This is a genomic window from Methylophilus sp. DMC14, assembly GCF_056314085.1.
The window spans coordinates 748,942-775,406 of the sequence record NZ_JBQUZA010000001.1; the positions used below are offsets into that span (position 1 = coordinate 748,942).

Below are 26,465 nucleotides of genomic sequence, written 5' to 3' on the forward strand. Positions count from 1 at the left end.
CTGGCTGGCGAACTTGAATTCCCGGTGGAGCCGACGCTGGCTTTCAGGATCAGCGTACTCAAACACGCAGGGCTGTTTGCAACTTTTAACGCCTCTGTTGTCACACTTATCATTAAAACAAGCCATTCATTCAGAGGAGTGTGACATGCAAGTTGCGATGAACCGCAAGCTGATACTAACCGCCATCATTTGTTTATTGCTGTATCAGGTAGGGACCTGGATTACGATCGTTGCCGGGGCTATCTGGGGTGCCGGGGCTGCCATTATTGTGGCGCTGGTCACATTTTTTTGTGCGCGTTTGGCCAAACGCGGGGCAAGCAGCACCGTCTGGTTTCTGATTCCCACGCTGTTATTCACGGTCGTACCTTTGTTGGCTAAAGGCTGGAGCCTGTTCACCAGCCAGACCGGTATGGTGGATATGCTGGTGGATTTGGTGCCTTTGCTGGTGGGCTTTGTGATCCCGGTCGCTTTGCTGTCGATGGTCTACCTCGATTTACGTAAAAAATCCTTTTAATCGCACATCTGCAGGCGGATGCTTGCCGGTAGGGCCATAAACGAGATAACCCGTTATAATTCCAAGCTTGATTCAAACAGATTAAGCCTTTATGCAACCTATCTATTTCGGCACGCCTCGCCCGTCTTCAAAACTGTGGAGATTTGCCCACTGGTTTGGCCCTTATGCGCCGCTGATTGTCATGTTTATCAGTGGGCTGGTCTTGCTTTCTCTCACGCGCCTGGGGCTGGTGATCTGGAAGTGGGAGCGCGTACAGGCGACCGGTGAACTTTGTCAGATCTTGTTGCAGGGCGTGCGTGTGGATGTCATTCAGCTTGGTTTGCTGGCCTTGATCCCGGTGTTAGTGTCGCCGGTGCTGGCGACCCGTGGCCTGTTCAAGTTTTGGCGCCGATTCACCTTTTGGTGGGTGTTGCTCTCATTGGTGTTGTTGGTGTTTTTAGAGGCGGCCACGCCAGGATTTATTCTTGAGTATGATGTCCGCCCCAACCGCATCTTTGTCGAATATCTCAAGTATCCGCATGAAGTGTTTGGCATGTTGTGGCAAGGCTTTAAAGTCGAACTGTTTTTTGGCTTGGCCATGAGCTTGGTGGCGGTTGCACTGGTTGCGCGTTTATTGAAACCCTGGCGTCAAGCCGAGCCTAAATGGAATAATCTGGCGGTATGGCTGGTCTGGCCATTATTGCTGGTGTTGACGATTTTCGGCATCCGCTCTAGCCTGGGCCACCGCCCGGCCAATCCGGCCTTGTTTGCCATTACCCAGGACAGCATGGTCAACAGCCTGATTTTAAACTCAAGCTATTCGGTATTTTATGCCGCCTACAGTTTGCAGCATGAGGCAAAATCCAGTGCCATTTACGGCAAACTGCCGCGCGAAAAAATCTTTGCCTTGACCGGTGCGCAAGATACCGATATCCCGACCCTGACCACGCTGACACCCAGTGTGCAGCGAGACAAACCATTGAACCTGGTGATTTTGCTGCAAGAGAGTCTGGGCGCAGGCTTTGTCGAATCTCTGGGCGGCAAGCCGGTGACGCCAAATCTGGAAAAGCTCAAAGCTGAGGGCATCTGGTTTACGCATCTGTATGCGACCGGGACACGCTCGGTGCGCGGGATTGAGGCGGTCGTTACCGGTTTTCAGCCGACGCCGTCAGACAGTACCGTCAAGCTGGACTTGAGCCAGAAGAACTTTTTTACGCTGGCTTCGCTATTGTCCAAACGTGGTTACCTGACCGAGTTTATTTACGGGGGGGAATCCCATTTTGACAATATGCGCAGTTTTTTTATGGGCAATGGTTTTCAGCAGATCACGGACCAACCAGATTTCATCAATCCGGTGTTTGTTGCCAGCTGGGGGGCTTCTGACGAAGATTTGCTCAACAAAACGCATGAGCAGCTGATGGCACACCACGCCAGCGGCAAGCCGTTTTTTACACTTGCGTTCAGCTCGTCTAACCACGCGCCCTTTGAGTTCCCGGACGGGCGTATCGAGCTGTATGAGCAGCCTAAGGCGACTGACAACAATGCAGTGAAATATGCAGACTATGCCATCGGCGAGTTCTTTAAAAAGGCCAAAGCCAGCCCTTATTGGAACGATACCGTGTTTTTGATTGTGGCCGACCATGACATTCGCGTGCGCGGCGATTCGCTGGTGCCGATCGAACACTTTCATATCCCGGCGTTGATTCTGGGCGGGGCGGTGCAGCCCAAAACGGTTGAAGCAATTGCCAGCCAGATTGACCTGCCGGTGACCGTGCTGTCACTGATGGGCATAGACGCCAAGCATCCGATGACCGGGCATGATTTGTCCAATGTGAGCGCTGACTATCGTGGTCGCGCCATGATGCAGTACAACTACAACTTTGGCTGGATGCAGCAAACTGGCCCAACGGTCGCAGATAACGAAGTGGTGGTGTTGCGTGAGGGCAAGGCGCCTGCCTTTGGTCACTACAATCCACTCAGTAAGCAGTTGCAGAATACCGCACCGCCAGCGGATGCCGCGGCATTGGCTGAACGCGCCCTAGCTAACAGCCTGTTGCCTGCCTTGTTGTATCAAGAGCAGCGTTATCGCTTGCCAGAGTAAGGGCTGACTTTGAAAAAACAACCCTCCATGCTGACCCGACAGGTCATTCTTGATGGCTTGAAATATCTGGCCACAGGTGGTTTCTGGCTCAAACACAGCCACTTACCAAAACTCGACCATGCCATCCCTGACGACTTTATCGGGATCTGTGTCGCGAGTAATCAGGATCCTGCCACAGATGATTACGTCTTGACGCAATTGCAGATGCTGGGTGTGACCAGGGTACGGCTGGATATCAGCGATGATGATGCACGCCCCCATCAAGAGCGTTTTTTGCGCCGTTTGTTAGCGGCTGGCCTCTCGGTGACCTTGCATGTGGTGCAGCCATTTGCCGCGGCAAGAAATATGCGCGACGCCAGTGTGCAGCAAGCGTGGGCAACTTTTGTGTCTGAGCTATTGCAAGCCTATGCGGGACGCATTGCGGCGCTGGAGATTGGTAACACGGTCAACCGCAAAAAATGGGCGGGCTATGACATGCCTGGCTTTATGTTAGCCTGGCAGCTGGCTTACGATCTGGCCAGACAATATCAGGTGCGGGTGGTGGGCCCGAATGTGCAGGATTTTGAGCCGCTGTATAACGTCAGTCTGCTGAAAACGCTGGCTCAGACCCGGCGCTTGCCCGATGTGCACAGCAACAACCTGTTTGTGGAACGCGTGATTGAGCCCGAGCTGTCCGATGAGCGTATTTTCAAATATCAGTGGACCCGACACCTCAAGTTTAACCTGATCAAAAAAGCCCGTTTGTTGCAAAAAGTGGGGGAAGATTTTGGTGTGCCTGCGCTGGTGTCGCCGGTGGCCTTCTGGGCGATTTACCGCATCAAACGCCACTTGCCGGATGGCGCGCAAAAACAGGCCGATTACGTGGCACGCTACTTTACTTTGTTGGCCGCCTCTGGCGCTTTGCAGCACGCAAACTGGGGCGCCCTCATTTGTCACCGTGAAGGCTTGATTGATGATGGCCTCAAGGATGCAGAGTATCCGGCACTGGAGCGCGTCGCCTATTACAAATCGGCCGATGGCCAGCGCGAACACTATCTGCACAGACCCAGTTTTGCGGCATTTAAAACGGCATGCGACTGGCTGAACGGGGCGCACTATATTGCGCCTGTGAGTACCGGCCATGGACTCGAAATCCACGAATTACAGCAGCATAGGAAAACCGTGCATATCGCCTGGACCGTCAACGGTCAATGTGCAGTGCTCGACCAAGTCTATTCCCCGCATTGTTTGCAGCTCGCGCAAATTTTTGACCGTGACGGCCAACCGGTACCAGACCGGCAATTAGTGACCGAGTCACCGCTGTATCTGGTGTGGCCAGAGCCGGACCAGATGTTACTACGCACGGCGCAACCTGCCTTGAGTGGCACGGTGATTCATGCGCATATAGGCGGCAAGCAGTATTTTCCGGTACATGAAGGCGATTGGCGCGGCTTGATTCTTGCCAAGGATGCCGAAGAAGCCAGACAATTATGGCAGGCTTGGCATCCGGAAACGCTGACTCCGCCTGCCAAACAGCAGGCGTTGCGCCATGCCAGAAATGCGATTTGGTCCTTGCCTGATCCGAGAACTCCCGGTCAGCAAGTGACTGTGAAAAAACCGGTGCGCATGTATTGGCATAAAACGCTACTGGACAGATTTAAACCCAGCAAAGCCAAGCGCAGCTGGAACGGGGCGATGGAATTGTTGCGGCGAGGCGTGGGTACTGCCATGCCTGTCGCATTCATCGAGCATACGCATGACACCACGTTGCGCCGCAATTTTTATATCTGTGATTTTGTGCCGCATCAGTTTGCCATTTCCAAGGCGTTTTTGGCTTTTCGCGAGGGCGCGACCGAATACGAGGGCCTGACTGCCGAGCATTTGTATCAGGCCTTTGCCCGGTTTTGCCTGCATATGCACCATTCGGGGATTTATTTCCGCGACTTTTCCGGGGGTAATATTCTGGTGCAGCGTGAAGGGGATCAGTTACAGTTTGTGCTGATAGACACCGCCCGCTTGCATGCGACGCCGAGAGCGACGCCGATGTCAAATCGTCTGGCCGACTTGACGCGCGCCTTGAACAAACTGCATTGGGAAGGCCGCAAGCAGTTTTTGCAAATATATCTCGGCATGAGCGGTCGCCGCCTGAGCTGGCAGTTTTTATGGCCGTTTTACGTCTATGACTTCAAGGTGAGCCTCAAGCGCACCATCGGCCGCAAAGGCATCAGCAAATTGTTGCGCCAGATCAAGTCGCGGGCGGATTAAGGGGTATATCAGGCGATACTCATGAAAATCATGAACGCATGTTGCGCAGTTTAATCACGACAATCTTTTAGCCTAGTTTTAATATGGTCACACGTTGATAGCAACTGCTAAGACGAATTTAGGATAAAGGAGAAATGACTATGTGGACTAAACCAGCTGCTACCGAAATGCGTTTCGGCTTTGAAGTAACTATGTACGTTATGAACAAATAATTTGTTCCTGATGGCATGAACGGGCGCTTTAGCGCCCGTTTTCATTTCCGGCTACTCTGTTATCTTGATAAAAGATGCCGCACAAAACTTTTCTGGTCAAGCCTGCTCAAATGCCAGAATCATTTGAGAGAATTCACTATGCTTGGCCTTACGAAATGCCTGACTCAAATCAGCTCCGCCCTGGTGTTATGGATGGTCCATGCCACCGTCATTGCCTGCCTGGATGAGCAGTCTTTAAAAAGTCTGGCAGACAAGGAAATGCAATACATGCTGCAGCGTATCCCACCTGCATTTGCGGATGCAGTGGCTGATCAGCAGGTCAGTGGCAGCATGTCCGTCACCACGACGCAACCTTGTCAGATCCACTGGCAGTTGCAACTGCCAGCGGCAGACCTCGCCGAAGCACACGCCTTGTTGCAAGCCGATCCGGCCAAGCAAATCATGTTGGCTGCACAAGGCTATCAAGTGCCTGAGACGACAGACAATCAGGCTGATTTTAGTCTAGATGCGGCCAGCTTGCAGCCGCTGCATCGCGATACCTTGCAGACTGCGCCACTGGGTAAATTGCGCGCCAGCGTGGAACTCATGTATGCGATGTTGACCCAGGCCAGGGCCGATGCAGTATCCACGCCCAAGCCCTGGACGGGTGCGGATCAGCAGGCACTGAAGCAGACTTGCCAGCAGCGCTACCATGCCGACGATATGACGCAGGCCTGCGACTGCTATGCACTCGGTCTTGCGCAAAAGTATAGTTACCGGCAAGTGCGTTACAACCACTATCTTTTGACCAATCCATATGCTTTTGCGACCGGCAATGGTGCGGCTTACAAGCAACTGGACAAAGCCTTGCAGGCGACTTGCGGTCTGCAGACGCTCAAATAATGACTTGTGGGTTCACTTAGTAATTTAACTGGCCTGAGAAGTACCAACCGGTCTGGTCGTCCTTGTTGGCGATTCTGCCCAAATCAATATAGGCGCCAGTGATAGACACGTTGCGGTGCGGAAACCAGGTCATGAAAATATCGTGCGCACTGTTTTCTTTGTATACCGACAGGTTATTTGGTTTTCCGCGATATTCAGTGCCGATGAGCCAGTTATCCGAAAGCATGATCGCTGCCGAGGCGGCTGGCAGGATACGATAGCGGTCATGCCGGTCACCGCCAAATCCCAAGAGGCCAAACTGGTTGGCTTTACTGGCATGCAGATTGGCATTGATGAGCAAGTTGTAGCCATTAATCGCACCCAAAAATAACTTGCTGGTGGCCACATAATAATCAATGCCATCGCGATCTTTGGCGCCCAGCGCCTTGGGCACAAAGTGGTAGTCCTCGTTATATTTGTATTGGGCCCCCACCGAGATTTGTGGCAGCCAGCTGTCCTGTTCATAGACGGCGTCGCCTATCAGGCGTAATTTTATGCCTAATGTGTTCAGACGGACTTCCTCGCCAGGCACCGTATCGCTCAAGCCGAACCGCGCCTGGCTGGCACTGAGTTCGATGCGATTGAAAGCACCAATCGCGATCCCAGAGGTATTTAATTTAAAGTCGCCCTTGGTTTGTGCATGCGTATAAAACGCCGAGCCGCCAATTTGTTTGTCTGTGCCATAACCGCTAATCACAGCCCAAGGCATCAAGCCACCGCCTGCCGCCCCCTCAATCTGGGTGACGCCACCGGTCGCTAACAGGCGATCGCCTGCGTTGGCTACGATAGGCAAGGTCATTGCTGTTGCCACTGCAATGCAGCCGATCAGAAGGGGAGAAGAATGCATGGTAACGCTTTCAAAATTTGATCGAATAGCATCATTATCTCGTTTTCGCGATAAGAATCATTGCGAAAATAGCGATTGATTTGATTGGCTTTTTCATCGTTTCAAACTTTTTAAGCTCACGTAATATGCTGATAGTGTGGCAATTTAACGGAGGAAGAAATGCGAAGGTTGATCTGGATTGGCTTGTTGCTGTGCATGGCGGGGTGTACCGCCCAGCCCAAGCCTGATGCAAGCTTGTTCAGCCGTATCGGTGGCCTGCCGATGCTGAGCCGCTTGTCGAATCAAACTTTGGATATTGTCAGCAAGGATCCACGTGCAGCCCGCTCATTTGAAGGGGTGAAAATGGTCACGCTTAAACAGAGTCTGACCAATTTTTTATGTGTTAAAACTGGCGGGCAATGTGAGTATGAGGGCGAGACCATGAAAAATGCGCATGCCGATGCCCATATCACCATGGCAGAATTCGAAATTATGGTTGAGGTATTGCGGGAGCGCATGGATATCAATGGCGTAGGCACCAAAGAAAAGAATGAGCTGTTGAAGATACTGGCGCCCATGAAGCGGGACGTGGTCAGTGATTAAGCTTGCAAAGGATAAGAAGATGCGTTTTTTGAGCAGGCCGCTGCTTGGCGCAGGACTCTGGTTACTCTGTCTGGGGCTGTCTGCGCACGCCGCGGAAGTGACGCTCACTGTGACGGATGCTGCGGGCCGGCTGGTCACCGATGCGGTCGTCGCGTTTTATGACAAGAAAACCCCGGCAATCAGTCCAGCCCCTGGCAAGATCGTGCAAAAAAACAAAATGTTTAACCCCAAGGTAACCGTAATCCAGACCGGTACCAAGGTGAATTTTCCGAATGAAGATACGGTGAGGCACCATGTCTACTCATTTTCACCTGCCAAAAAATTCGAGCTGAAGTTGTATTCCGGCGTGCCAACGGACCCCGTGTTGTTTGATCAGGCGGGATTGGTGACATTAGGATGCAACATTCATGATTCTATGGTAGGGTATATTTATGTCGTCGATACCCCGTTTTTTGTCAAAACGGACGACCAAGGCAAGGCCATGATCAAGCTCAGTGATGGTCAATACAGTTATCAAGCCTGGCTACCAGGACAAAATAAACCTGGCACAGAACAAAAGGTAAATATTGAAGGGGCCGCAACCGAGCTGAAAATTGCGCTTCCCTAACATTCTCACTGCATGATCCAGTTCAAACACATTCGTTCGCGAATTGCTTTTACATTCTTAACCGTGGTCATTGCCATTCAGTTGGCAGGTCTGGTTCCGCTTAAATACGCCCTGGTAAAACATGCCAACCGCCTGGCCGAAGAGCAGATGGAGGTCGGCGAACGGGTATTTGTCAATTTGCTGCAACACAACACGCAAAGTCTCAAACAGGCGACGCAAGTGTTGGCCGCGGATTATGCCTTTAGGGAAGCCGTTGCCACCAACGATGCGGAAACGATTGCCTCCGCACTGGAAAGCTACCAGGGCCGCATCCATGCTCAGGTCGCCTATTTCGTCAGTCAAGATGAAGCGATGGTCATCGGCACCCAGGAAAGCGAGTCTGCCATTTCTGGCAGTGCGGCCCATCAGGAGTTTGTACAGGCCATTATCGAGAATCAAACCGGCACACTCAAGTTTGAACTGGTGGATGGCAAACCTTATCAGTTGATAGCCGTGCCGGTTAAAGCACCCGAAGTGATCGGCTGGGTAGTGATGGGGTTTGCCGTGGATAACCGCCTGGCCGCGCAAATCAAGCAACTGACGCACCTGGATGTCACCTTTGTACAAAAAACCCATCAGCACGATTGGGCGCTGGTTACGGGGACTGCCAACCACGAACTTTCAAACCTGCTGGTCAAAACCGTTTCCGATGTGTATGCGCAGAAGCTGTCTTTACACAAGGTCGACCTGGATGGCATTACCTACCATCTTAAAATACGTTCCTTGCATGAAACCAAGGATGAAGCTTTGCTGGTGGTGCTGCAGGGCTCGGTAGAACCTTACCTGCAGGATTTGAACACGCTGTTTAAAGTGATGATTTTCCTGACCTTGCTTGGTGTGGTCATTTTCGCTGCCTTGATCTGGTATGTTTCGCGCAAAACTACCGAACCGATTGCGACGCTGGTTAAAAATGCCGATGACATTGCCATGGGCAATTATGACAAGCCAATTCAGGTGACCAGTACGGATGAGATCGGCTTACTGGCAACCGCCCTCAACAGCATGCGGGAAGCGGTGTTGCAACGCAGCTTGCGCATCCAGCGGCTGGCGTTTAATGATGAGCTGACTGGTCTTTCGAACCGGCTGGCATTTACCCAGGGCGTGCATCAGGCCATGCTGGCCCATGCCCAGAGCAATGCCAAGCTGAGTATTCTGGTCATTAATATTCACCGCTTCAAGCCTATCAACCAAACGCTAGGTCGGGATTTTGGCGATGATTTGCTGCGTCACGTCGGTCAGGTGCTCAAACAGCATGTATTGAGTGAGCAAGACATGGTGGCGCGCCTCGATGCTGATGAATTTGCTGTGTTGTTACAGCATGCCGATCAGGCGCAAGCCACCCGGTTTGCAGATGCCATCCAACAGGTATTTGAGCAACCGGTGCAGGTGCAGGGCCAAGCGATTGATGTACAGGCGGGCATGGGGATTGCGCTGTATCCCGAACATGGCATGGACGAAGAATCTTTACTCAACCACGCTGAGACGGCACTGCAAGAATCCAGACTCAAAAAGACGCCCTGGATTGTCTACAATACCTCGCTGGAAATTGACCAGTCCGAGACATTGACCCTGATCTCTGACCTTAAGGAAGCCATCCAGCAAAACCAGTTATTGCTCTACATCCAGCCCAAGGTCGATGTCTCGACCCGCCGTGCGCTGGGCGGTGAAGCCCTGATTCGCTGGGTGCATCCGCAAAAAGGCATGATTTTCCCTGACCAGTTTATTCCGTTTGCCGAACAGACCGGTATTATCAGTGACCTCACGCAATGGATGTTGCGCCGCGCCTGTGAAGCGTTGGCGGATTTCAAAAAACAAGGCTTGCATATCAGCCTGGCGGTGAATCTTTCAACCCGCGACCTCAACAACATGGAGTTGCCGCAACAGATTGCCGATTTGTTGGCAGCGCATGGCTTGACCACCAAATCACTCAAGCTTGAAATCACCGAAGGCAGCTTGATGCAGGATCCAGAGCGGGCGGAAATTGTCGTACGAAAACTGGCGGCTATGGGGTTGCATCTGGCCATTGATGACTTTGGTACTGGCTACTCCTCGCTGGCTTATTTGCGTCAACTGCCGGTGCAAGAGCTTAAAATTGACCGCTCATTTGTCATGTTTATGGATAAAAACGCCGGCGATGCCAGCATCGTGAAATCGACCATCGATCTGGCGCACAACCTGGGCTTGATCGTGGTGGCCGAAGGCATAGAAAACGAACTGGTGCTCAACCAGTTGGCCAAGCTCGGTTGCAATGAGGGGCAAGGCTACTTTATTGGCAAGCCCATGCCAGAAAAAGACTTTTCGATCTGGCTGGAGCGCTGGCAAGGTCAAAACGACATAGACATTGATATCGGCGATGATTTTAACTATGCCGTCAATCCGCTCGATATCGAGCCGGAGCCTCAAGACCCTTACACGCTGGACAACCTCAATTAATTCAATGCTGCATACCCGGCCTTGATTTCAAGGCAATGGGCTGTTCTATAAAAAATACTTATTGATTAAATTAAATAATTCAATTTTATTTAAAAATAAAACTGTTTTATCATGCATTCCATACATGAAAGGAGCGCAAGATGAGCCAAGTCAGAATGCACAAGAAAGCCAACTTCATCATTCACTACATGATGCAGTGGCTAAACAAATAAGATTAAAAAGTTGTTGAAAATATAATAGCGCGCGATTTATAATCGCAGCATATGAATAATTCTGCATCAGCCCAAACACCATTGCTTAACGAGCAGTTATGTTTTTCTGTGTATTCGCTGTCGTTGGCGATTAACAAAGTATATCGCCCACTGCTCAAAACACTGGAATTAACCTATCCGCAGTATTTGGTCATGATGGTGTTGTGGGAGAGCGATCAGCGTACCGTCAGTGATATTGGTGAGCAGTTGTTTCTGGATTCGGCAACGCTGACCCCTTTGTTGAAACGGCTGGAAGCCGCTGAATTTTTGCAGCGTGTGCGCTCGACCGAAGATGAAAGGCAAGTGATTATCTGCCTGACGCAGACCGGCCGTCAGCTGAGACTGAAGGCCGCCGGCATTATGGATGATATGTTGTGTGCCATGGGCTGCTCATTGCACGAGGTAGGTGAGTTACGCGAGCGCTTGAATGCGCTGCGCAACCATTTAATTCAGCATCAAGCGTAGTAAACATAAACAAATGGTTTATGGTATTTTAAGTAGTGTGCGATTTAATTTTAAACAATATGAATTTTCATAGAAAGGATTCAACATGAAGATACAAGCGTTAGTTGCCGTGTTATTTGCCACAGCATTGACTGTCTCCAGCCCGTCGGTATTTGCAGAGGAAAAACCGGTGACTGAACAATTGGTGGACACCTTGACCACCTTATCCGGCGGCCCTCATGCCGGCTATCGTGCCAACCATGCCAAAGGCGTGATGGTGGAGGGGACATTTACCCCTTCCGCACAGGCGGCTACAGTCACTAAAGCAATACACTTCCAAAAGGCAGTGCCAGTGTTGGTCCGTTACTCGGATGCTACAGGCGTGCCTAATATTCCGGATGCCAATGGCAATGCGTTTCCTAAAGGCATTGCGATCCGCTTTCAATTAGCGGATGGCACCGCAACGGATATCGTCAGTATCTCGGTGAATGCTTTTCCAACGGCGACGCCAGAAGACTTTCTGGGCTTGCTCAATGCCGTGCGCGACTCTCAGGGCAGTACGGCCAAGCCAAGCCCAGTCGAGCAGTTTTTAGGCAGCCATCCAGCTGCACTCAAATTTGTGACCACACCAAAACCGGCGCCTGTGAGTTTTGCGACGCAACCTTTTTATGGCGTGAACGCGTTTGAGTTTACCAATGCTGCAGGTAAAACCGTCTTTGGCCGTTACCAGATTGTGCCCGTGGCCGGCGCCAAATTTCTGAGCCAGGAAGCGGCTGACAAAGCCGCACCTGACTACCTGATGACCGATATTGTCGAGCGCGTAAAAACTGGTGGGGTGCAATATAAATTATTGCTGCAACTGGCTGAAGCCGGGGATGAAGTCAATAACGCGACCGTCGTTTGGCCGGACAGCCGCAAGGTGATTGAGTTGGGAACACTGACCTTGAATAAGGCTGTGGCAGACAGTAAAGCGGCTGAAAAGCCCATCATGTTCAATCCGCTACAGCTGACAGACGGCATTGCGCCTAGCAAAGATCCTATTTTGCTGGCCAGACCAGCGGCTTATGCCGTCAGTTATGGTAGAAGATTGGGGCATTAAGCTTATTTAGCAAAGCATAGCGAGCTGAATCTGGAACGGCGTTGTTTGCGTGAGCAAACCGCGCCGTTTGCTTTTAACGCCGGCCAACTACTGGGCGACAAATGCAATCGCTTTGCCATTAATGCAATAGCGCAGTCCGGTCTCTGTTTTGCCATCGGGAAAGACATGGCCCAAATGCGCATCACATACATTGCACTTCACTTCTACGCGTTGCATGCCATGGCTATCGTCGGCGTAATAAGCAATCGCATTCTTTGCAAGGGGCTGGTCAAAGGAAGGCCAACCCGAGGCAGAGTCAAACTTTTGGCTAGAATCAAACAGCGTTTGCGCGCAACAGGCGCAGGCATAGCGCCCTGGCGTAAATGCCACACACATTTCTGATGAAAACGGCCGCTCGGTGGCACTTAAACGTGTAATGGCAAACACATCGTCATCCAAAATCTCGCGCCAGGCACGCACGGATTTTTGCAATTTGCGTTCTGGGGGCAGATTCCCTTCGCGCGAGAGTTTAAGTATATCTTTCCATTTAAGCATGATATCCATCCATCAATTTCCAACCCGGTGACTTGTCTCTGTTGAAAGTTCTCATCTTGTATAGCGCTGGGAAAATGGCGTTAAATCATGCATTTCCATGTCTTATCGCCACATTTGCGACCCGCGCTGACAGATAAACTACAAACTATCGAGTATATCACTGGTGTGATAGTTCACCAGACGGGAGACATGCCTTGATTGTTAGACCCAGACCACACTTGTTTGAACTGTTTTTTATCATCAAAGGTTCTATCGTGCTCAAGATCATGCCGCTGCTGACATTTGTAGCAACACTGTCAGCCGTCGTGGTCTCGATTTATACCTTGAAGCCCGACTGGTTACCCAAGTTTGATGGCGGGCCGTTCGCCTTGCTTGGCATCACGCTGTCTATTTTTCTTGCCTTTAGAAATAACGCCTGTTATGAGCGCTGGTGGGAGGCGAGGAAGGTGTGGGGTGAGTTTATGCTCACCGCGAGAAACCTGGCACGCTTGAGCCAGATACTGGATACCCAGGGTGAACTCAGTGCCGCCCGCAAGCAATTGCTTGAATACAATATTGCTTACGCGCACGCGTTGCTGAAGCAGCTGCGTCCAGGGGATCAACTGCCACGGATCAAGCAACTGTTAGCCGCGCCCGTGGCAGAAGCATACTTGCAGAGCAAAAATCCGCCAGAAGTCATTTTACGTGCCATGGAGCGCATCCTGATTCAGGCATTGGCGGAGGGCCGCATCCAGCCCATACAGTTTAACCTGCTCGAAGAATTGATTCAGAAGCTGGCGGCAACGCAAGCCGCCTGTGAACGGATCCAGAGCACGCCGATTCCGTTTGGCTACACCTTATTGTTGCACCGCACCGCCTATACTTTTTGTTTTTTGATGCCCTTTTGTTTTGCCAATACCCTGGGCTGGGCCACACCGTTTGTGACTGCGTTGGCAGCTTATACCCTGTTTGGACTCGATGCTCTCGGTAACGAACTCGAAGAACCTTTTGCACCCATTGCCAATGCGCTGCCAATCAACGCGCTGACTGAAGTCATAGACATTGAGCTCATGGAAGCCTTGGGGCAAAGTGATTTGCTCGCGTTGCCGACCGCCAAAGAATTTGTACTGATGTAAGTGCACAGACGATTTAGCAGCGATGGCTTGGGTGACCGCGGCTAGAGATAGCGGGAAAGTTGCAGGTCTTGCGTCTCGATGGTCGGTGTCTCCTGCGCCATCAAATCGGCCAGTACTTGCCCGGAGCCACAGGCCATGGTCCAACCCAGCGTGCCATGCCCGGTATTGAGCCACACATTGGGGTAAGCCGCGCTTGCCTGGCCGATCAGCGGCGTGCCATCCGGGGTCATGGGGCGCAACCCCGTCCAGAATTGCGCTTGTGCGACATCCCCGGCATACGGGAACAAGCCGTTGAATACAAATTCCAGCGTGGCCCGGCGGCTTGGGTTGAGGCTTAAATCAAACCCATGCAATTCCGCCATCCCGCCCACCCGGATGCGCTGGTCAAAGCGCGTAATGGCTACCTTGTAAGTCTCATCCATCACGGTGGAGACGGGGGCGGCGGCAGCGTTGATCAGGGGCACGGTCAAAGAATAGCCTTTTACGGGATAGACCGGCAGATTGAGCCCCAATGCCTGCGAAAGTTGGCGCGAGTAGCTGCCAAGGGCGACCACATAATGGTCTGCCTGCAACACTTCCACGCCAATTGCCGTTTGCACTTCTACGCCAAGCAACTGGCTTTGCTGTGTCAGTAAGCGGTGTATTTGCGTTTCTTGTCTGAACTTCACCCCAAGCGCTTGCGCCTTGGCTGCCAGTTGCGTGGTAAATAGCTGGCAATCCCCGGTTTCATCCCCAGGCAGATACAGCCCACCCAGCAACGCATCTTGTACATGAATCAGGGCAGGTTCAATGCGTACACAGCCTGCCGCATCCAAATGCTCAAACGGCACGCCCATGCGTTCAAGTACGGCAATATCCTTGGCTTCGGCGGCAAGTTGTTTTTTGGTGCGGAATACCTGCAAGGTCCCTTGACTGCGTTGCTCATAATGCAAGCCCGTCTCTGCGCGCAAACGACGCAGACAATCGCGGCTATACTCGGCCAGACGCACCATGCGTGATTTATTCAATTCATAACGTTCGAGCGAGCAATTGCTTAAAAACTGTGCAATCCATTGACATTGCCAACGCGTGAAATCCGGTTTGAGTGAGAGTGGCGCATGGCGCTGAAACAGCCATTTAAGCGCCTTGAGGGGCACATCCGGGCTGGCCCAAGGGGCGGAATAACCTGGTGAAATTTGCCCTGCATTGGCAAAACTGGTCTCTAGGGCGACCGCTGGTTGACGGTCTATGACCGTGACTTCAAAGCCTTTTAACGCCAGATAATAAGCGCTTGTCACGCCTATCACCCCTGAACCCAGCACTAAGACCCGCATGATGACACTCCTGCAACGATAGTGAGGCAGTCATGATGGACTTACCCGCACTGGATGATGTTAACAAAATCGGCTGTCAGCAGGGGGAATATGATCGCGTTAAGGATGAGACGGGCGGTCAGGCCATCTGCTTTTCCAGCGCCTCTACCATCACTCTGGCCGGATCACAGTCTGTTTGTGCCGCAATCTCTACCATGCCAGTTGGGCTGGTGACATTCACTTCGGTCAGGTAGTCGCCAATCACGTCCAGCCCGACTAAAAACAGGCCGTGTTGTTTCAGCACACTGCCGACGGTCTCGGCAATTTCTTTGTCACGGGCAGTCAGGGGCTGGGCCACGCCTTTGCCGCCGACGGCCAGGTTGCCACGGGTTTCGCCGGTTTTGGGGATGCGGGCGAGGGCGTAGGGCAGTGGTTCACCGTTGATGATCAGGATGCGCTTGTCACCTTTGACGATCTCTGGAATATAGCGCTGGACCATGATGGTTTGTGCTTCAAATCGGGTCAGCGTTTCCAGGATGGCGTAAATATTTGGGTCGTCCTGACGCAAGCGGAAAATGCCGCTGCCACCCATGCCATCCAGCGGTTTGACGATGATGTCCTGATGTTCGGCCAGAAAGGCCAGAATTTTGCTTTGCAGGCTGGTGACGATAAACGGCGGGGCAAATTGCGGAAAGCGCGCGACAGATAGTTTTTCGTTCCAGCCGCGAATGGATGACGGGTCGTTAATGATACGTGCCCCTTGCTGTTGCGCCAGCTCAAGCAAATAGGTGCTATACAGGTATTCGTTATCAAACGGCGGGTCTTTACGCATCAGCACGGCATCAAAACTTGCGGGGGCTTGTGTGGTTTTGTCACCGGTTTGCCACTGCCCGTCTGTATTAAACGCAAATGTCTGCGCATCCACCTTGACCTCGGCTTGCTGCAAGTGCCAGTCGTGTTGTTCGCAGACCCATAGCGCGTGTCCACGCGCTTGAGCCGCGCGCATGATGGCAAGGCTGGTGTCTTTGTAACTTTTGAGTGAGGCCAGCGGATCAAGAATAAACAGCAGTTTCATGATGAACCTTTGCTATGCGGTGAGCAGGTTGTTTTCCGGCAGGTCCCGCGCTTGCAGCTCGAGGCCAGCCGCTAACAGGGCCAGTCTTGCGACCACGCCATAGGCATAGAAGCGGTTGGGGGGCGCGTCGGGGGCGCCGGCACAGTCGGGCAGGGTACAGGGTTTTTCAAACGCGAGCGGGGCAAAGTGCATGCCGGGCGCATTCAGGTTCTCATCGACGCCACGGCCGGTGTGCACACGGTAAAAACCGCCAATCACAAAGTGATCCATCATATACACCACTGGCTCGGCTACCGCGTCATTGATGCTTTCAAAGGTATAAACGCCTTCCTGGATCATGACTTCAGACACTTGCATGCCTTCTTTGATCACCGACATTTTGTTACGCGCCTTGCGATTGAGGTCGCGTACCTCGTCAGCAGATTTCACGCTCATAATGCCCATGCCATAGGTACCTGCATCGGCTTTGACAATCGCAAACGGTGGCTGCGTGATGCCATATTCGTCGTATTTAGCCTGCGTTTTTTTCAGGATGGCTTCGACCTTATCGGCCAGCAGGTCTTCACCTACCCGGGCGTGAAAGTCCAGGCCGCTGGCGGTATCAAAGTAAGGATTTAGCAACCAGGGATCAATTTGCAGCAATTGCGAGAATTCATCGACGACAGTGTTATACGCGCTAAAGTGCTGTGACTTGCGTCGGCTGAACCAGCCTGCATGTAACGGTGGAATCAGGGTTTGCTCCAGGCCTTGCAGCAGCTCGGGCACGCCACCGGACAAATCGTTATTGAGCAGAATGGCACAGCTGTCAAAGGCCGAGTATTCCACGCCTTCAAACGTTGCCGCCTTCAGTTGCAGGCGGTTGTTTACGCGCACCAGCGGTTCCAGTACCAGCGGCAAGCCATCATGGGTTTCTAGTTTGGTGATCTCTGTAATCTCTGGCGACAAGCTGCCGACACGGACTTCCATGCCGGCGGTTTTGAGAATGTGACAGAGCTCAACTACATTACGCAGGTAGTAAGTGTTGCGGGTATGGTTTTCGGGGATCAGAAGTAAACGGCGTGCATCTGGGCAGATTTTCTCGACCGCCATTTGTGCGGCTTGCACAGCCAGGCTCAAAAATTCGGGATTCAGGTTATTAAAGCCGCCTGGAAACAGGTTGGTATCCACCGGGGCAATCTTGAAGCCGGCATTGCGCAGGTCCACGCTGGCATAAAACGGGGCGGGAATCTCCTGCCATTTGGTGCGGAACCAGTGCTCAATATCTGGCATGGCTTGCAAAACGCGTTTTTCCAGTGTGTAGAGAGGGCCGCTTAAAGCCGTGGTTAAGTGTGGAACCATGGTTGCTCCTGTGCTTGTTATTTTATTCACCGGTTATCCGGCACTGCTGATGCAATGATTAGTCGATGACCGCATGCGCCTGCTGGTCGGCATGATAGCTGCTGCGCACCATGGGCCCGCTGGCCGCATTGTCAAAGCCCATGGCATCCGCGTGTTGTTTAAACCATTCAAAACGCTCTGGCGTGACATATCTCAACACCGGCAGGTGATGGACGCTGGGTTGCAAGTATTGCCCCAAGGTGAGCATGCTGACGCCATGTGCACGCAAGTCACGCATCACCTCTAAAATTTCTTCATCCGTTTCACCCAGGCCCAGCATCAAGCCAGATTTGGTCGGCACCGTTGGGTACAGTTCACCAAACTGTTTGAGCAAATCCAGCGAATGCTGGTAGTCAGAACCAGGGCGCGCCTGTTTATACAAACGCGGCACCGTTTCCAGGTTATGGTTCATGACGTCTGGCGGTGCTTCACGCAGAATTTTGAGCGAGATATCGAGGCGGCCCCTAAAATCTGGCACCAGGATTTCAATTTTAATGGCGGGGGATTGGGCGCGTATGGCGCGGATGCAGTCGACAAAATGCTGCGCGCCACCGTCAGGCAAATCATCGCGGTCTACTGAGGTAACGACTACATAGCGCAGTTTCATCTGTGCGATGGTGCGGGCGAGGTTTTCTGGCTCATTCGGATCAGGCGGCAAGGGTTTGCCATGTGCCACATCACAAAACGGGCAACGGCGGGTACAGATATCGCCCAGAATCATAAAAGTGGCTGTGCCGCCACTAAAGCATTCGCCAATATTAGGGCAGCTGGCTTCTTCACAGACGGTATGCAAATTGTTGTCGCGCAGGACTTGCTTGATTTCCTGGAACCGTGCCGAATCCGGCACTTTCATGCGTATCCATTCGGGCTTGCGCAGCATGGGTTGCGGCACGATCTTGATCGGGATACGCGAGGTTTTTGCTGCGTCGATTTCTTTCACGCCAGCTACTTTCTTGGCCGGGCGGGCGCTTGCATCTATTGGGGTCGAATTATCTGACATGCGTCAGTTTCTCTTTCAATCGGTGGGTTAAATCAGCGGCAATGTCAGGCATTTGCAGCGCAATATTTAATTCCCGGGTTTGCGTCATTTGCATGCCGGCATAACCACACGGGTCGATGTCGGCAAACGGCTGTAAATCCATGTCTATATTCAAACTCAGGCCATGGTAGCAGCACTGGTTTTTCAGGCGTAGCCCCAGCGAGGCAATTTTTTTGCCGTCTACATACACGCCAGGGGCATCAGCGCGGGCAACAGCCACCACGCCGTGCGCGGCCAGCCATTCTATCAGGCTGTCTTCCAAGATGGAGACAAGTTGCCGGACATTCAAGTGGCCGCGTGCCAGATCGATCAGGCAATAAATAATGAGTTGGCCAGGGCCGTGGTAGGTGATTTTGCCACCGCGGTCTACATTTACCAGCGGAATTGCATTTTGTGGCAGGCGCACGCCGCGGCGGTTGAGGCCTAGCGTATACACAGGCGGATGTTCGGTGACCCAGAGCTGGTCAGGCGTACTGGTCGTGCGTTGGGCAGTGTATGCCTGCATGGCAGCCAGCGTGGCTGCATAATCAGTCAGCCCCAACTGGCGGATTTCCAAGGCAGGCATGATCGAAAAAGGCTTACAGCACAACCTTGACCATGGGGTGAGCGGTCAGGCTGCGGTAAATATCATCCAGTTGTGGCTTGGAGGTGACATACACCAGACAGGTCAGGCTCAGGTATTTGCCATTGCTGCTGCCACGCATTTCAATCAGGTGCGTATCAAAGTCTGGCCAATGCAACTGGATGGTGCGGGTAATTTCGCTGGCGAAATCATCATGCGTTTCACCCATGACCTTGATCGGGAAATTGGTGGGAAACTCAATCAGGGTCTCTTCTATTTCCGGTAATTGCTCGAACTTGGTCATATGTTACCTACCTTTTAAACAGTGAGTGACGGTCAGCCTGTTTATTGCAAATACAAGCGGACCTGATCGATCATGCGTGAAAAGATATTGCTGGCCTCGACTGCCTGCATGGTGACCAGCGGCACGCTATGCACCACCTTGCCATTGAGGCTGAAATCCACCGCACCAACCGTTTGATGTGCTTTTAACGGCGCTTCAAGCGGTTTGGGCACGCGTAGATTCGCTTTCATATTGGCATATTCACCCTGGGGCAGCGTCAGGTAAACCGGTTTTACCACTGTGAGGTCAACCTGGTTTTCTGTCCCTTTCCATACCTTTTGCCGCGTAATCGCTTTGTCCGCCGCATAAATCAGTCTGGATTCATAAAACTGGAAGCCAAAATTCAGTAATTTTTGACTCTCAGCGGCGCGTACATTGTCAGAGGTGGTGCCAAGTACAACAGAAATCAAGCGGAAGTCATTGCGTTTGGCCGAAGAAATCAGGCAATAACCGGCGGATTCGGTGTGGCCAGTTTTCATGCCATCAACCGTTGGGTCTATAAACAGCAAGCGGTTGCGGTTAGGCTGGGTGATGTTGTTATAGGTGTAAGACTTTTGAGAGTATAAGCGCGCGTAGTCTTGCGGAAAGTCCCGAATCAGCGCATTGGCCAACATGGACAAGTCACGTGCGGTGGTGACATGGGCCGGGTCTGGCAAGCCTGTCGCATTCATAAAATGGCTGTTTTTCATGCCCAGCGCTGCCGCTTTTTTGTTCATCAGCGTGGCGAACAATTCTTCACTGCCCGCAATGCCTTCGGCCAGGGTAATTGCTGCATCATTGCCTGACTGAATAATCAGGCCATGAAGCAATTCATCCACAGTGACGGTCATCGTCGTGTCGATAAACATTTTTGAGCCTTCGACCTTCCAGGCTTTTTGGCTCACGGGCAAGGTCTGTGTCAGTGACAAACGCTTTTGTTTGACCGCTTCAAAGGTCAGGTAAGCGGTCATCACTTTGGTCAGTGACGCAGGTTCCACCGGCATGTCGGGGTTGTTCGCGGCCAGCAGATTGCCGGTATTGGCATCGCGCAGCACAAAGGCTTTGGCCGCCAGCGTAGGCACGGGGACATTGCCGGTAATGGCTTCAGCCGCCACCGTCATTAAAGGAATGGAAAGTAGAAAAGCAATACAAGAACGCCACATGGTCATCATTTAACGAGAAAAAATACTTAACGAGAAAACGGTGCTAGCGCGAAAAAACAAGCGCTGGCAACTGCAATTGGTCACGCATCTGATTGGCTGCTTGCGCGGCCAAGGCATGATCAGGATATGGCCCCAGGACAACCTGGAACATCTTGCCATTATACACTTTGTTAAGCAGGGTTTGTGTCTCGGGCACGGCATTGGAAATCCGCTGCTGCAGGCGGTCAGCATTTTGCTCAACGCCAAAGGCGCCCACCTGAACATATAAACCCGTATTGTCGAGTGATGCAGCAGGTTTGGCAGGCGTTTTTGGCATGGTGGCCTGGGTAATATCTCTGGCGACGCCTACACTGCTTGGGGCCGACGCTATTTCAGGCTGGTTGGGGTCAATTAAAGTGATCTCTACCTGGGCCGAGCCATGCTGGGTGATATCCAGTTGTTTGGCGGCGGCATACGATAAATCGATGATGCGGTCGCGGCCAAAAGGGCCGCGGTCATTGACCCTGGCAATCAGGTTTTTGCCATTGCTCAGGTTGGTGACGCGCACATAACTTGGAATTGGCAGCGTGCGGTGGGCGGCGCTGAGTTTATACATGTTATAAGGTTCACCACTGGCGGTACGGCGGCCATGAAATTTTTTACCATACCAGGAAGCGTGTCCGGTTTGCGTAAACGGCGTTGTAATTTCCGACATTGGCGACACTAGTTCCCCATTCACGATATAAGGCTTGGTGGTCCCTTTCACGATGGGCTCCAACTTGGGCGTCACCGAGGTTTCCAGTGGAATGTTAGGATCAATGCCTTCGGTGGCATTGCCAGTGCGCTCGGGTTTGGGGTCAATATTAATGACTTTGGGTGCACCTAGGGGCGCACTGCTGCCCGGCAATACCGCAGGCGGCGCAGGCGAGGCTGCGGGCGCGGCAGGGCGTGGCGTGGGCACGGGTTTTATTGGCGCAGGCGCCGTTGGACGTGACGGCATGCTGCTTTCGCAGGCAATCAGCCCGGCAGCCAGCAGCACGATAAAGAGTCTTTGTAGGGGCAATGACATCGAGGTCCTTCAGTGGTTTCTGGCCACGTTAATCGGTGGCTACCAGCCGTTTATGCGACTGCACGCTCATCAGCAAACCCAGGCTTAGCCCTAAGGTCAAGAGTGAGGTGCCGCCATAACTGACCAGCGGCAAGGGAATGCCGACCACAGGCAGAATGCCGCTCACCATGCCCATGTTGACGAAGCAATAGGTAAAAAAGGTGGCGGCAATGCTGCCAGCCAATAAGCGGGAAAAAGTACTCTTGGCTTGTGACGCGATGATGAAAGCGCGGCCAATAATAATGGCGAACAGCAGCAATAACAGGCTGCAGCCTACCAGGCCAAACTCTTCTGCAAACACGGCAAAAATAAAGTCTGTGGTGCGTTCTGGCACAAAGTCTAACTGTGACTGGGTGCCGTTGAGCCAGCCTTTGCCGGTCATGCCGCCAGAGCCAATGGCAATGGTGGCCTGAATAATGTGATAACCCGCGCCAAGCGGGTCCTGACTAGGGTCGATGAGAATTTCCACCCGACGCCGCTGATAGTCATGCAGCATGGACCATAAAATGGGCAGCGCCGCGCCAAAGGCAATCGCGCTGCCAAAAATAAATTTCCAACTCAGACCGGCCAGAAAAATGACATAAAAACCGGCGGCAAAGACCAGGGTGGCGGTCCCGAGGTCGGGCTGCTTGGCAATTAGCAAGACCGGCACCAGTAAAATGACTCCGGCGACGACATAGTCCGTGGTGCGTAACAAAGATTCACGTTTTGAAAAATACCACGACAGCATAATCGGCACGGCCAATTTCATGAGTTCCGAGGGCTGGATTTTGGTCACGCCCAGATTGAGCCAGCGCCTGGCGCCATGGCTAATATCGCCGACCAGCGCTACCGCAATCAACAATGCCAGCCCGAACAAATAGGCGGGCAGAGCAATGCGTTCAATGTGTTGCGGTTGCGTGTTGGCAACCAGAAACATCACGCCCATCATCACCAGGATATTAATCAGCTGTGCATTGACCTTGAGCAGGGACTGGCCCGAGGCGCTATAGAGCACCATAAGCGCAACCACCAGCACCATGAGGACGGTGGCCAGCAAGATGGAGTCAATATGGCGGATAAAATGGCCGATCCACTGTTTAATCATGCTCTTCCTCCTCAACGACCGGGGATGGGGTTTGTGCTTGCGTTTCGGCAGTCACCGCAGGGGTTGCCACCGCGGGTATTTTGCCCAGCAGGTAATAGTCCATCACCTTGCGTGCAATCGGGCCCGCCGCCGAGCCACCGTGGCCACCGTTTTCCACAATGACGGCCACGGCAATTTTGGGGTCTTCAGCCGGGGCGTAAGCAATAAACCAGGCGTGGTCGCGATGGCGTTCTGCCGTGGCTTTTTCGTTATATTTTTCATTTTGCTTGATACCTACCACTTGCGCCGTACCGGTTTTGGCAGCGATGTCATAGCCTGCATTGGCGCCTACTGACGCGGCTGTGCCTCCCGGGCGTGTCACATCCATCATGCCCAGTTTCACAATCTCCAGATTCTCCGGGCTCAGGTTCAACTGGTCGGCCACTTTATGCGGCAACATCCTGACTTCGTTGGTTTTGGCATTCACAATCGCATTGACAAGATGCGGCTGGATGGCCTTGCCACTATTGGCCAGCGTGGCCGTTGCGTAGGCCAATTGCATGGGCGTGACCAGCGTATACCCCTGACCAATGCCTACAATGACAGTTTCACCCATATACCAAGGCTGTTTGAAGCGTCTTTGCTTCCAGCCCGGCGTCGGCAGCAAGCCCGCCAGCTCGCCCTGGATATCAATATTGGTTTTTTCACCAAAACCAAAATGTCTGACGAAGTCGGTCAGCCGGTCTATGCCAAGCTCGACGGCCAGCCCATAAAAAAACGTATCGCAAGACACGGTAATCGCCTTGCGCATATCGACAGAACCATGGCCGGATGGTTTCCAGTCACGGTAGCGGTGATGGCTGTTGGGCAGCATGTAGTAGCCCGGGTCGCTGATAGTAAACGGCGGTTGCCGCTTGCCTGATTCCAGCCCGGCCAGCGCGACAAAGGGCTTGAAGGTGGAACCAGGCGGGTAAATCCCCTTCAAGGTGCGGTTGATCAGCGGTTTATCCAGCGAATTGTTCAACAGGTTCCAGTTATCAAAATCAATGCCATCCACAAACAGGTTGGCATCAAACGACGGCATGCTGGCCATGGCCAGGACTTCCCCTGTTTTGGGTTGGATCGCCACCAGCGCGCCGCGACGTCCGGCAAACTCCTGCTCGGCGATTTCTTGCATTTTGGCGTCCATGGACAACACCACGTTGTTGCCCGAGGTGGGCGAGGCGCTGGAGAGGACGCGCACAGCCCGGCCATCTGCATCAATCTCTACCTGCTGAAAGCCGGTGACGCCATGCAGCTCGGTTTCATAGGCCTGCTCGACGCCCGCCTTGCCAATATGCTCAGTGCCTTTGTAGTTGGAGAGCTGGTTGTTTTCCTTGAGCTGCTTGAGATCATGTTCATTGATCCGGCTGATATAGCCGATACCATGCGTGCCCAGGGTGCCATAGGGGTAATGGCGGAACAGGCGCGATTTGAGCTCAACGCCAGGAAACCGGAAGCGGTTCACGGCAAACTTGGCGGCTTCGTATTCATTAAGGTGGGTGCGGATCGGAATGCTTTCAAACGTATGGCTTTGCGCCCGCAGTTTTTTAAAGCGCTTGAGATCCGTTGGCGAAATCTCGACCAGTTTGCCCAGCTCGGCAATTGTGTCCTGCAAGTCTTCGGTTTTGGAGGGCGTGATTTCCAGCGTATACACAAAAAAGTTATGCGCCAGAATAATGCCGTTACGGTCAGAAATCAGGCCACGGTTCGGAGTGATGGGGACAATCGAAATCCGGTTGTTTTCTGCCAGTGTTTGATAATAGTCATAGCGAAAGACTTGCAGAAAATAAAAGCGGCCCAGCAGCGCAGAAAACGCTGCCAAAACCAACAGTACCAGAAAAACCAGACGAACCCGGAACTTGTGCTGTTCGTTTTGATGGTTTTTGAGTTCAGTGCTATACCCCATGTGCTTACAATTTCTTCGGGCGGGTCAGTTCGCCAAACCAGATAATCATGAATTGCCACAGTATCAGGTCAGACACGATGGGGAAGGCGTAGGTCCAGTCGGGCAATTCGCCGCCGGCAAACAGCTTGAGCAGCAAAATCAGCCCGCGCTCTACGCCAAACAAAAACAACACATACAAATAGAGCTGCCAGCGATTGAACAGCACCAGCCTGCGTTGATAGATCAGGCCGAGAAAGGCGGTGATTGCAAACGTCAAGGCATGTTGTCCGAGCAGGCTGCCCGTGGATAAATCCACCAGCAAGCCAGCAAACCACACCCAGCCAATATTGCAGTGGTAAGGTGCTTGCAGCAGCCAATACAGCATGATGACCAGCAGAAAATCCGGGCGCACAATAATGCCCGCATTTGACCAAGGGTAAAGTTGAAAAATCAACCCGACCAGCAAGGTGAAAAAGAACGTGCTGAACTTAACCGGTTTCATCGACGCTCCGGTGTGTTGGGTGCAGTGGGCGGTGCCACTGGGTCAGTAGGGGGGGCGCTGGCTGGTTGCGCGGTCATTTCTGTGTCTGGCTGCTGTCCGGCATCCAGCACGGGCGGTGTGGTGACCGGATTGGGGTCAACCAATGCGTTGTTCTTTTGCAACACATCCACCACGGATTGATCCAGGTGCTGCGCGTTGTTGCGTTGCAGCATGGGGCGGCTTTCGGACATCGGATTGGTGGACGGGGACTCTGGTACTTTGAGGATCAGCACATGTTTGTGGTTATTCACGCCGGCAATCGGGCGGCTGATGATCTTGGCAAACGGCGAATCCTGGCTTTGCTTGATCTGGGTGACGATGGCCACTGCCAAACCGGCGGGATAGACGCCGTCAATGCCCGAGGTTACCAGTTTGTCACCAACCTTGATGTCGACGCTGGTGGGCAGGTAGGGGATGTCCAGCGTGTTGCGTTTGCCCTCCCCAAAGGCAATGGCGCGTAATTGGTTGCGCTCGATCTGAATAGGAATCGACAGTTTTTTATCCGTGATCAGCGTGACTTCGCTGGTGAACGGATACACGCGTGTAATCTGGCCGACCACCCCCTGTTCATCAACCACGGCTTGCCCGGGGGTGATGTGGTGGTGACTGCCGCGGTTCAGCGTGATGATGTTGCTAAATGGGTCGCGTCCCATATGCATGACTTCACCCAGTGTGGCTTCCGGGATAATCGGTGCATCCCCGGCCAGCAATGTGCGTAAATGCGCATTTTCGGCATCGACAGTGGCCAGGCGCTGCAAGGCTGCATGATCGATCAGCGCCTGCTGTTTGAGCTTGAAGTTATCCTGAATCAGCTGGTTATGCGAGGTAAAGTAGGTATTGATGTTGCGCCCCCATTCGTTAGGGGCGCTGGCGATCACTTCAAGCGGGTGCAGGGCGGTACTGAACCATTGCCTTACCTGGCTCAAATAATCAAAGCGTGCATCGACCGCCATCATGACCAAAGACAGCGTACAAAAAAACATCAGGCGCGAGAAAGGCTTGGGCCCCTGTATAAAAAAGGCCGGCGACTCTTGCGGATCAAGCTGTTGGTGGATGCCTTTAAGCATAGTCAGGGTCGCGCCAACTGGGTGC

General features: G+C 52.7%; 25 protein-coding genes. 11 read left to right on the forward strand and 14 right to left on the reverse strand.

Annotated elements, in window-relative coordinates; all coding sequences use genetic code 11:
- Positions 1–145 precede the first annotated feature (145 nt).
- The 5 genes from ACT53C_RS03690 to ACT53C_RS03710 all read left to right on the forward strand — a co-directional run bounded on the left by ACT53C_RS03690 (position 146) and on the right by ACT53C_RS03710 (position 5,932).
- Positions 146–514 carry a hypothetical protein gene (locus tag ACT53C_RS03690; protein WP_194749066.1) on the forward strand — a complete coding sequence of 123 codons (369 nt, stop codon included), beginning with the start codon at positions 146–148 and terminating at the stop codon, positions 512–514.
- A gap of 91 nt (positions 515–605) precedes the next feature.
- Positions 606–2,594, forward strand: a complete 1,989-nt coding sequence (locus tag ACT53C_RS03695) for an LTA synthase family protein (protein WP_313984518.1) — start codon at positions 606–608, stop codon at positions 2,592–2,594.
- A 9-nt stretch (positions 2,595–2,603) separates the two neighbouring features.
- Positions 2,604–4,838: a lipopolysaccharide kinase InaA family protein gene (locus ACT53C_RS03700; RefSeq protein WP_476144841.1), complete on the forward strand. Its 2,235-nt coding sequence runs from the start codon at positions 2,604–2,606 to the stop codon at positions 4,836–4,838.
- 140 nt (positions 4,839–4,978) lie between these two features.
- On the forward strand, positions 4,979–5,050 hold the full coding sequence (gene pqqA, locus ACT53C_RS03705) for a pyrroloquinoline quinone precursor peptide PqqA (RefSeq protein ID WP_081624291.1): 72 nt from the start codon (positions 4,979–4,981) through the stop codon (positions 5,048–5,050).
- 138 nt (positions 5,051–5,188) lie between these two features.
- Positions 5,189–5,932: a hypothetical protein gene (locus ACT53C_RS03710; RefSeq protein ID WP_476144842.1), complete on the forward strand. Its 744-nt coding sequence runs from the start codon at positions 5,189–5,191 to the stop codon at positions 5,930–5,932.
- A 16-nt stretch (positions 5,933–5,948) separates the two neighbouring features.
- Here the strand turns inward: ACT53C_RS03710 and ACT53C_RS03715 are convergent, their stop codons facing one another.
- Entirely contained in the window at positions 5,949–6,770 is an 822-nt protein-coding gene (locus ACT53C_RS03715) for a DUF3034 family protein (protein WP_445242002.1), read from the reverse strand.
- A gap of 207 nt (positions 6,771–6,977) precedes the next feature.
- Here ACT53C_RS03715 and ACT53C_RS03720 point away from each other — a divergent pair, with 207 nt between their 5' ends.
- From ACT53C_RS03720 to ACT53C_RS03740, 5 genes are all read left to right on the forward strand, one after another.
- Positions 6,978–7,400 (forward strand): group I truncated hemoglobin, encoded by a 423-nt coding sequence (locus tag ACT53C_RS03720; protein WP_338655975.1) that lies wholly within the window; start codon positions 6,978–6,980, stop codon positions 7,398–7,400.
- 19 nt (positions 7,401–7,419) lie between these two features.
- Positions 7,420–8,007 carry a methylamine utilization protein gene (locus ACT53C_RS03725; RefSeq protein ID WP_338655977.1) on the forward strand — a complete coding sequence of 196 codons (588 nt, stop codon included), beginning with the start codon at positions 7,420–7,422 and terminating at the stop codon, positions 8,005–8,007.
- 12 nt (positions 8,008–8,019) lie between these two features.
- Positions 8,020–10,479, forward strand: a complete 2,460-nt coding sequence (locus ACT53C_RS03730) for an EAL domain-containing protein (RefSeq protein WP_476144843.1) — start codon at positions 8,020–8,022, stop codon at positions 10,477–10,479.
- A gap of 263 nt (positions 10,480–10,742) precedes the next feature.
- The gene (locus ACT53C_RS03735) at positions 10,743–11,195 is read left to right on the forward strand and encodes a MarR family winged helix-turn-helix transcriptional regulator (protein ID WP_476144844.1); all 453 of its coding nucleotides are present in this window, start codon (positions 10,743–10,745) and stop codon (positions 11,193–11,195) included.
- Between the two features lie 85 nt (positions 11,196–11,280).
- Positions 11,281–12,273, forward strand: coding sequence for a catalase family peroxidase (locus tag ACT53C_RS03740; protein ID WP_476144846.1), 993 nt, complete (start codon positions 11,281–11,283; stop codon positions 12,271–12,273).
- A gap of 87 nt (positions 12,274–12,360) precedes the next feature.
- On the opposite strand, the gene msrB is transcribed toward ACT53C_RS03740, so the two are convergent.
- A complete protein-coding gene (gene msrB / locus ACT53C_RS03745; RefSeq protein ID WP_476144847.1) occupies positions 12,361–12,807 on the reverse strand; it encodes a peptide-methionine (R)-S-oxide reductase MsrB in 447 nt (148 codons plus the stop codon).
- 194 nt (positions 12,808–13,001) lie between these two features.
- Between msrB and ACT53C_RS03750 the strand changes: the two genes are divergently transcribed.
- Complete coding sequence (locus ACT53C_RS03750) at positions 13,002–13,922, forward strand: bestrophin family protein (protein WP_476144848.1); 921 nt, start codon at positions 13,002–13,004, stop codon at positions 13,920–13,922.
- A 41-nt stretch (positions 13,923–13,963) separates the two neighbouring features.
- Here ACT53C_RS03750 and ACT53C_RS03755 read toward each other — a convergent pair whose 3' ends face one another.
- The 12 genes from ACT53C_RS03755 to mreC form a co-directional block, all read right to left on the reverse strand.
- Positions 13,964–15,235, reverse strand: coding sequence for a D-amino acid dehydrogenase (locus ACT53C_RS03755; RefSeq protein ID WP_476144849.1), 1,272 nt, complete (start codon positions 15,233–15,235; stop codon positions 13,964–13,966).
- A gap of 118 nt (positions 15,236–15,353) precedes the next feature.
- Entirely contained in the window at positions 15,354–16,289 is a 936-nt protein-coding gene (gshB, locus tag ACT53C_RS03760) for a glutathione synthase (protein WP_476144850.1), read from the reverse strand.
- Positions 16,290–16,301: 12 nt separating this feature from the next.
- Entirely contained in the window at positions 16,302–17,627 is a 1,326-nt protein-coding gene (gene gshA, locus ACT53C_RS03765; protein ID WP_476144851.1) for a glutamate--cysteine ligase, read from the reverse strand.
- Between the two features lie 58 nt (positions 17,628–17,685).
- Positions 17,686–18,666, reverse strand: coding sequence for a lipoyl synthase (gene lipA / locus ACT53C_RS03770; protein ID WP_476144852.1), 981 nt, complete (start codon positions 18,664–18,666; stop codon positions 17,686–17,688).
- Positions 18,656–19,270: a lipoyl(octanoyl) transferase LipB gene (lipB, locus tag ACT53C_RS03775; protein ID WP_476144853.1), complete on the reverse strand. Its 615-nt coding sequence runs from the start codon at positions 19,268–19,270 to the stop codon at positions 18,656–18,658. The genes lipA and lipB overlap by 11 nt, the downstream gene beginning before the upstream one ends.
- Before the next feature lie 13 nt (positions 19,271–19,283).
- Positions 19,284–19,571 carry an HP0495 family protein gene (locus ACT53C_RS03780; RefSeq protein ID WP_194749045.1) on the reverse strand — a complete coding sequence of 96 codons (288 nt, stop codon included), beginning with the start codon at positions 19,569–19,571 and terminating at the stop codon, positions 19,284–19,286.
- 41 nt (positions 19,572–19,612) lie between these two features.
- Positions 19,613–20,710: a D-alanyl-D-alanine carboxypeptidase family protein gene (locus ACT53C_RS03785; RefSeq protein WP_476144942.1), complete on the reverse strand. Its 1,098-nt coding sequence runs from the start codon at positions 20,708–20,710 to the stop codon at positions 19,613–19,615.
- 85 nt (positions 20,711–20,795) lie between these two features.
- Positions 20,796–21,800, reverse strand: a complete 1,005-nt coding sequence (locus ACT53C_RS03790) for a septal ring lytic transglycosylase RlpA family protein (protein ID WP_476144854.1) — start codon at positions 21,798–21,800, stop codon at positions 20,796–20,798.
- A 28-nt stretch (positions 21,801–21,828) separates the two neighbouring features.
- Positions 21,829–22,926: a rod shape-determining protein RodA gene (gene rodA, locus ACT53C_RS03795; protein WP_194749041.1), complete on the reverse strand. Its 1,098-nt coding sequence runs from the start codon at positions 22,924–22,926 to the stop codon at positions 21,829–21,831.
- Positions 22,919–24,853: a penicillin-binding protein 2 gene (gene mrdA / locus ACT53C_RS03800; RefSeq protein ID WP_476144855.1), complete on the reverse strand. Its 1,935-nt coding sequence runs from the start codon at positions 24,851–24,853 to the stop codon at positions 22,919–22,921. Before mrdA ends, rodA begins: the two co-directional genes overlap by 8 nt.
- 4 nt (positions 24,854–24,857) lie before the next feature.
- The gene (gene mreD / locus ACT53C_RS03805; RefSeq protein WP_194749038.1) at positions 24,858–25,334 is read right to left on the reverse strand and encodes a rod shape-determining protein MreD; all 477 of its coding nucleotides are present in this window, start codon (positions 25,332–25,334) and stop codon (positions 24,858–24,860) included.
- A complete protein-coding gene (gene mreC / locus ACT53C_RS03810; protein WP_476144856.1) occupies positions 25,331–26,440 on the reverse strand; it encodes a rod shape-determining protein MreC in 1,110 nt (369 codons plus the stop codon). Before mreC ends, mreD begins: the two co-directional genes overlap by 4 nt.
- Between the last annotated feature and the right edge of the window lie 25 nt (positions 26,441–26,465).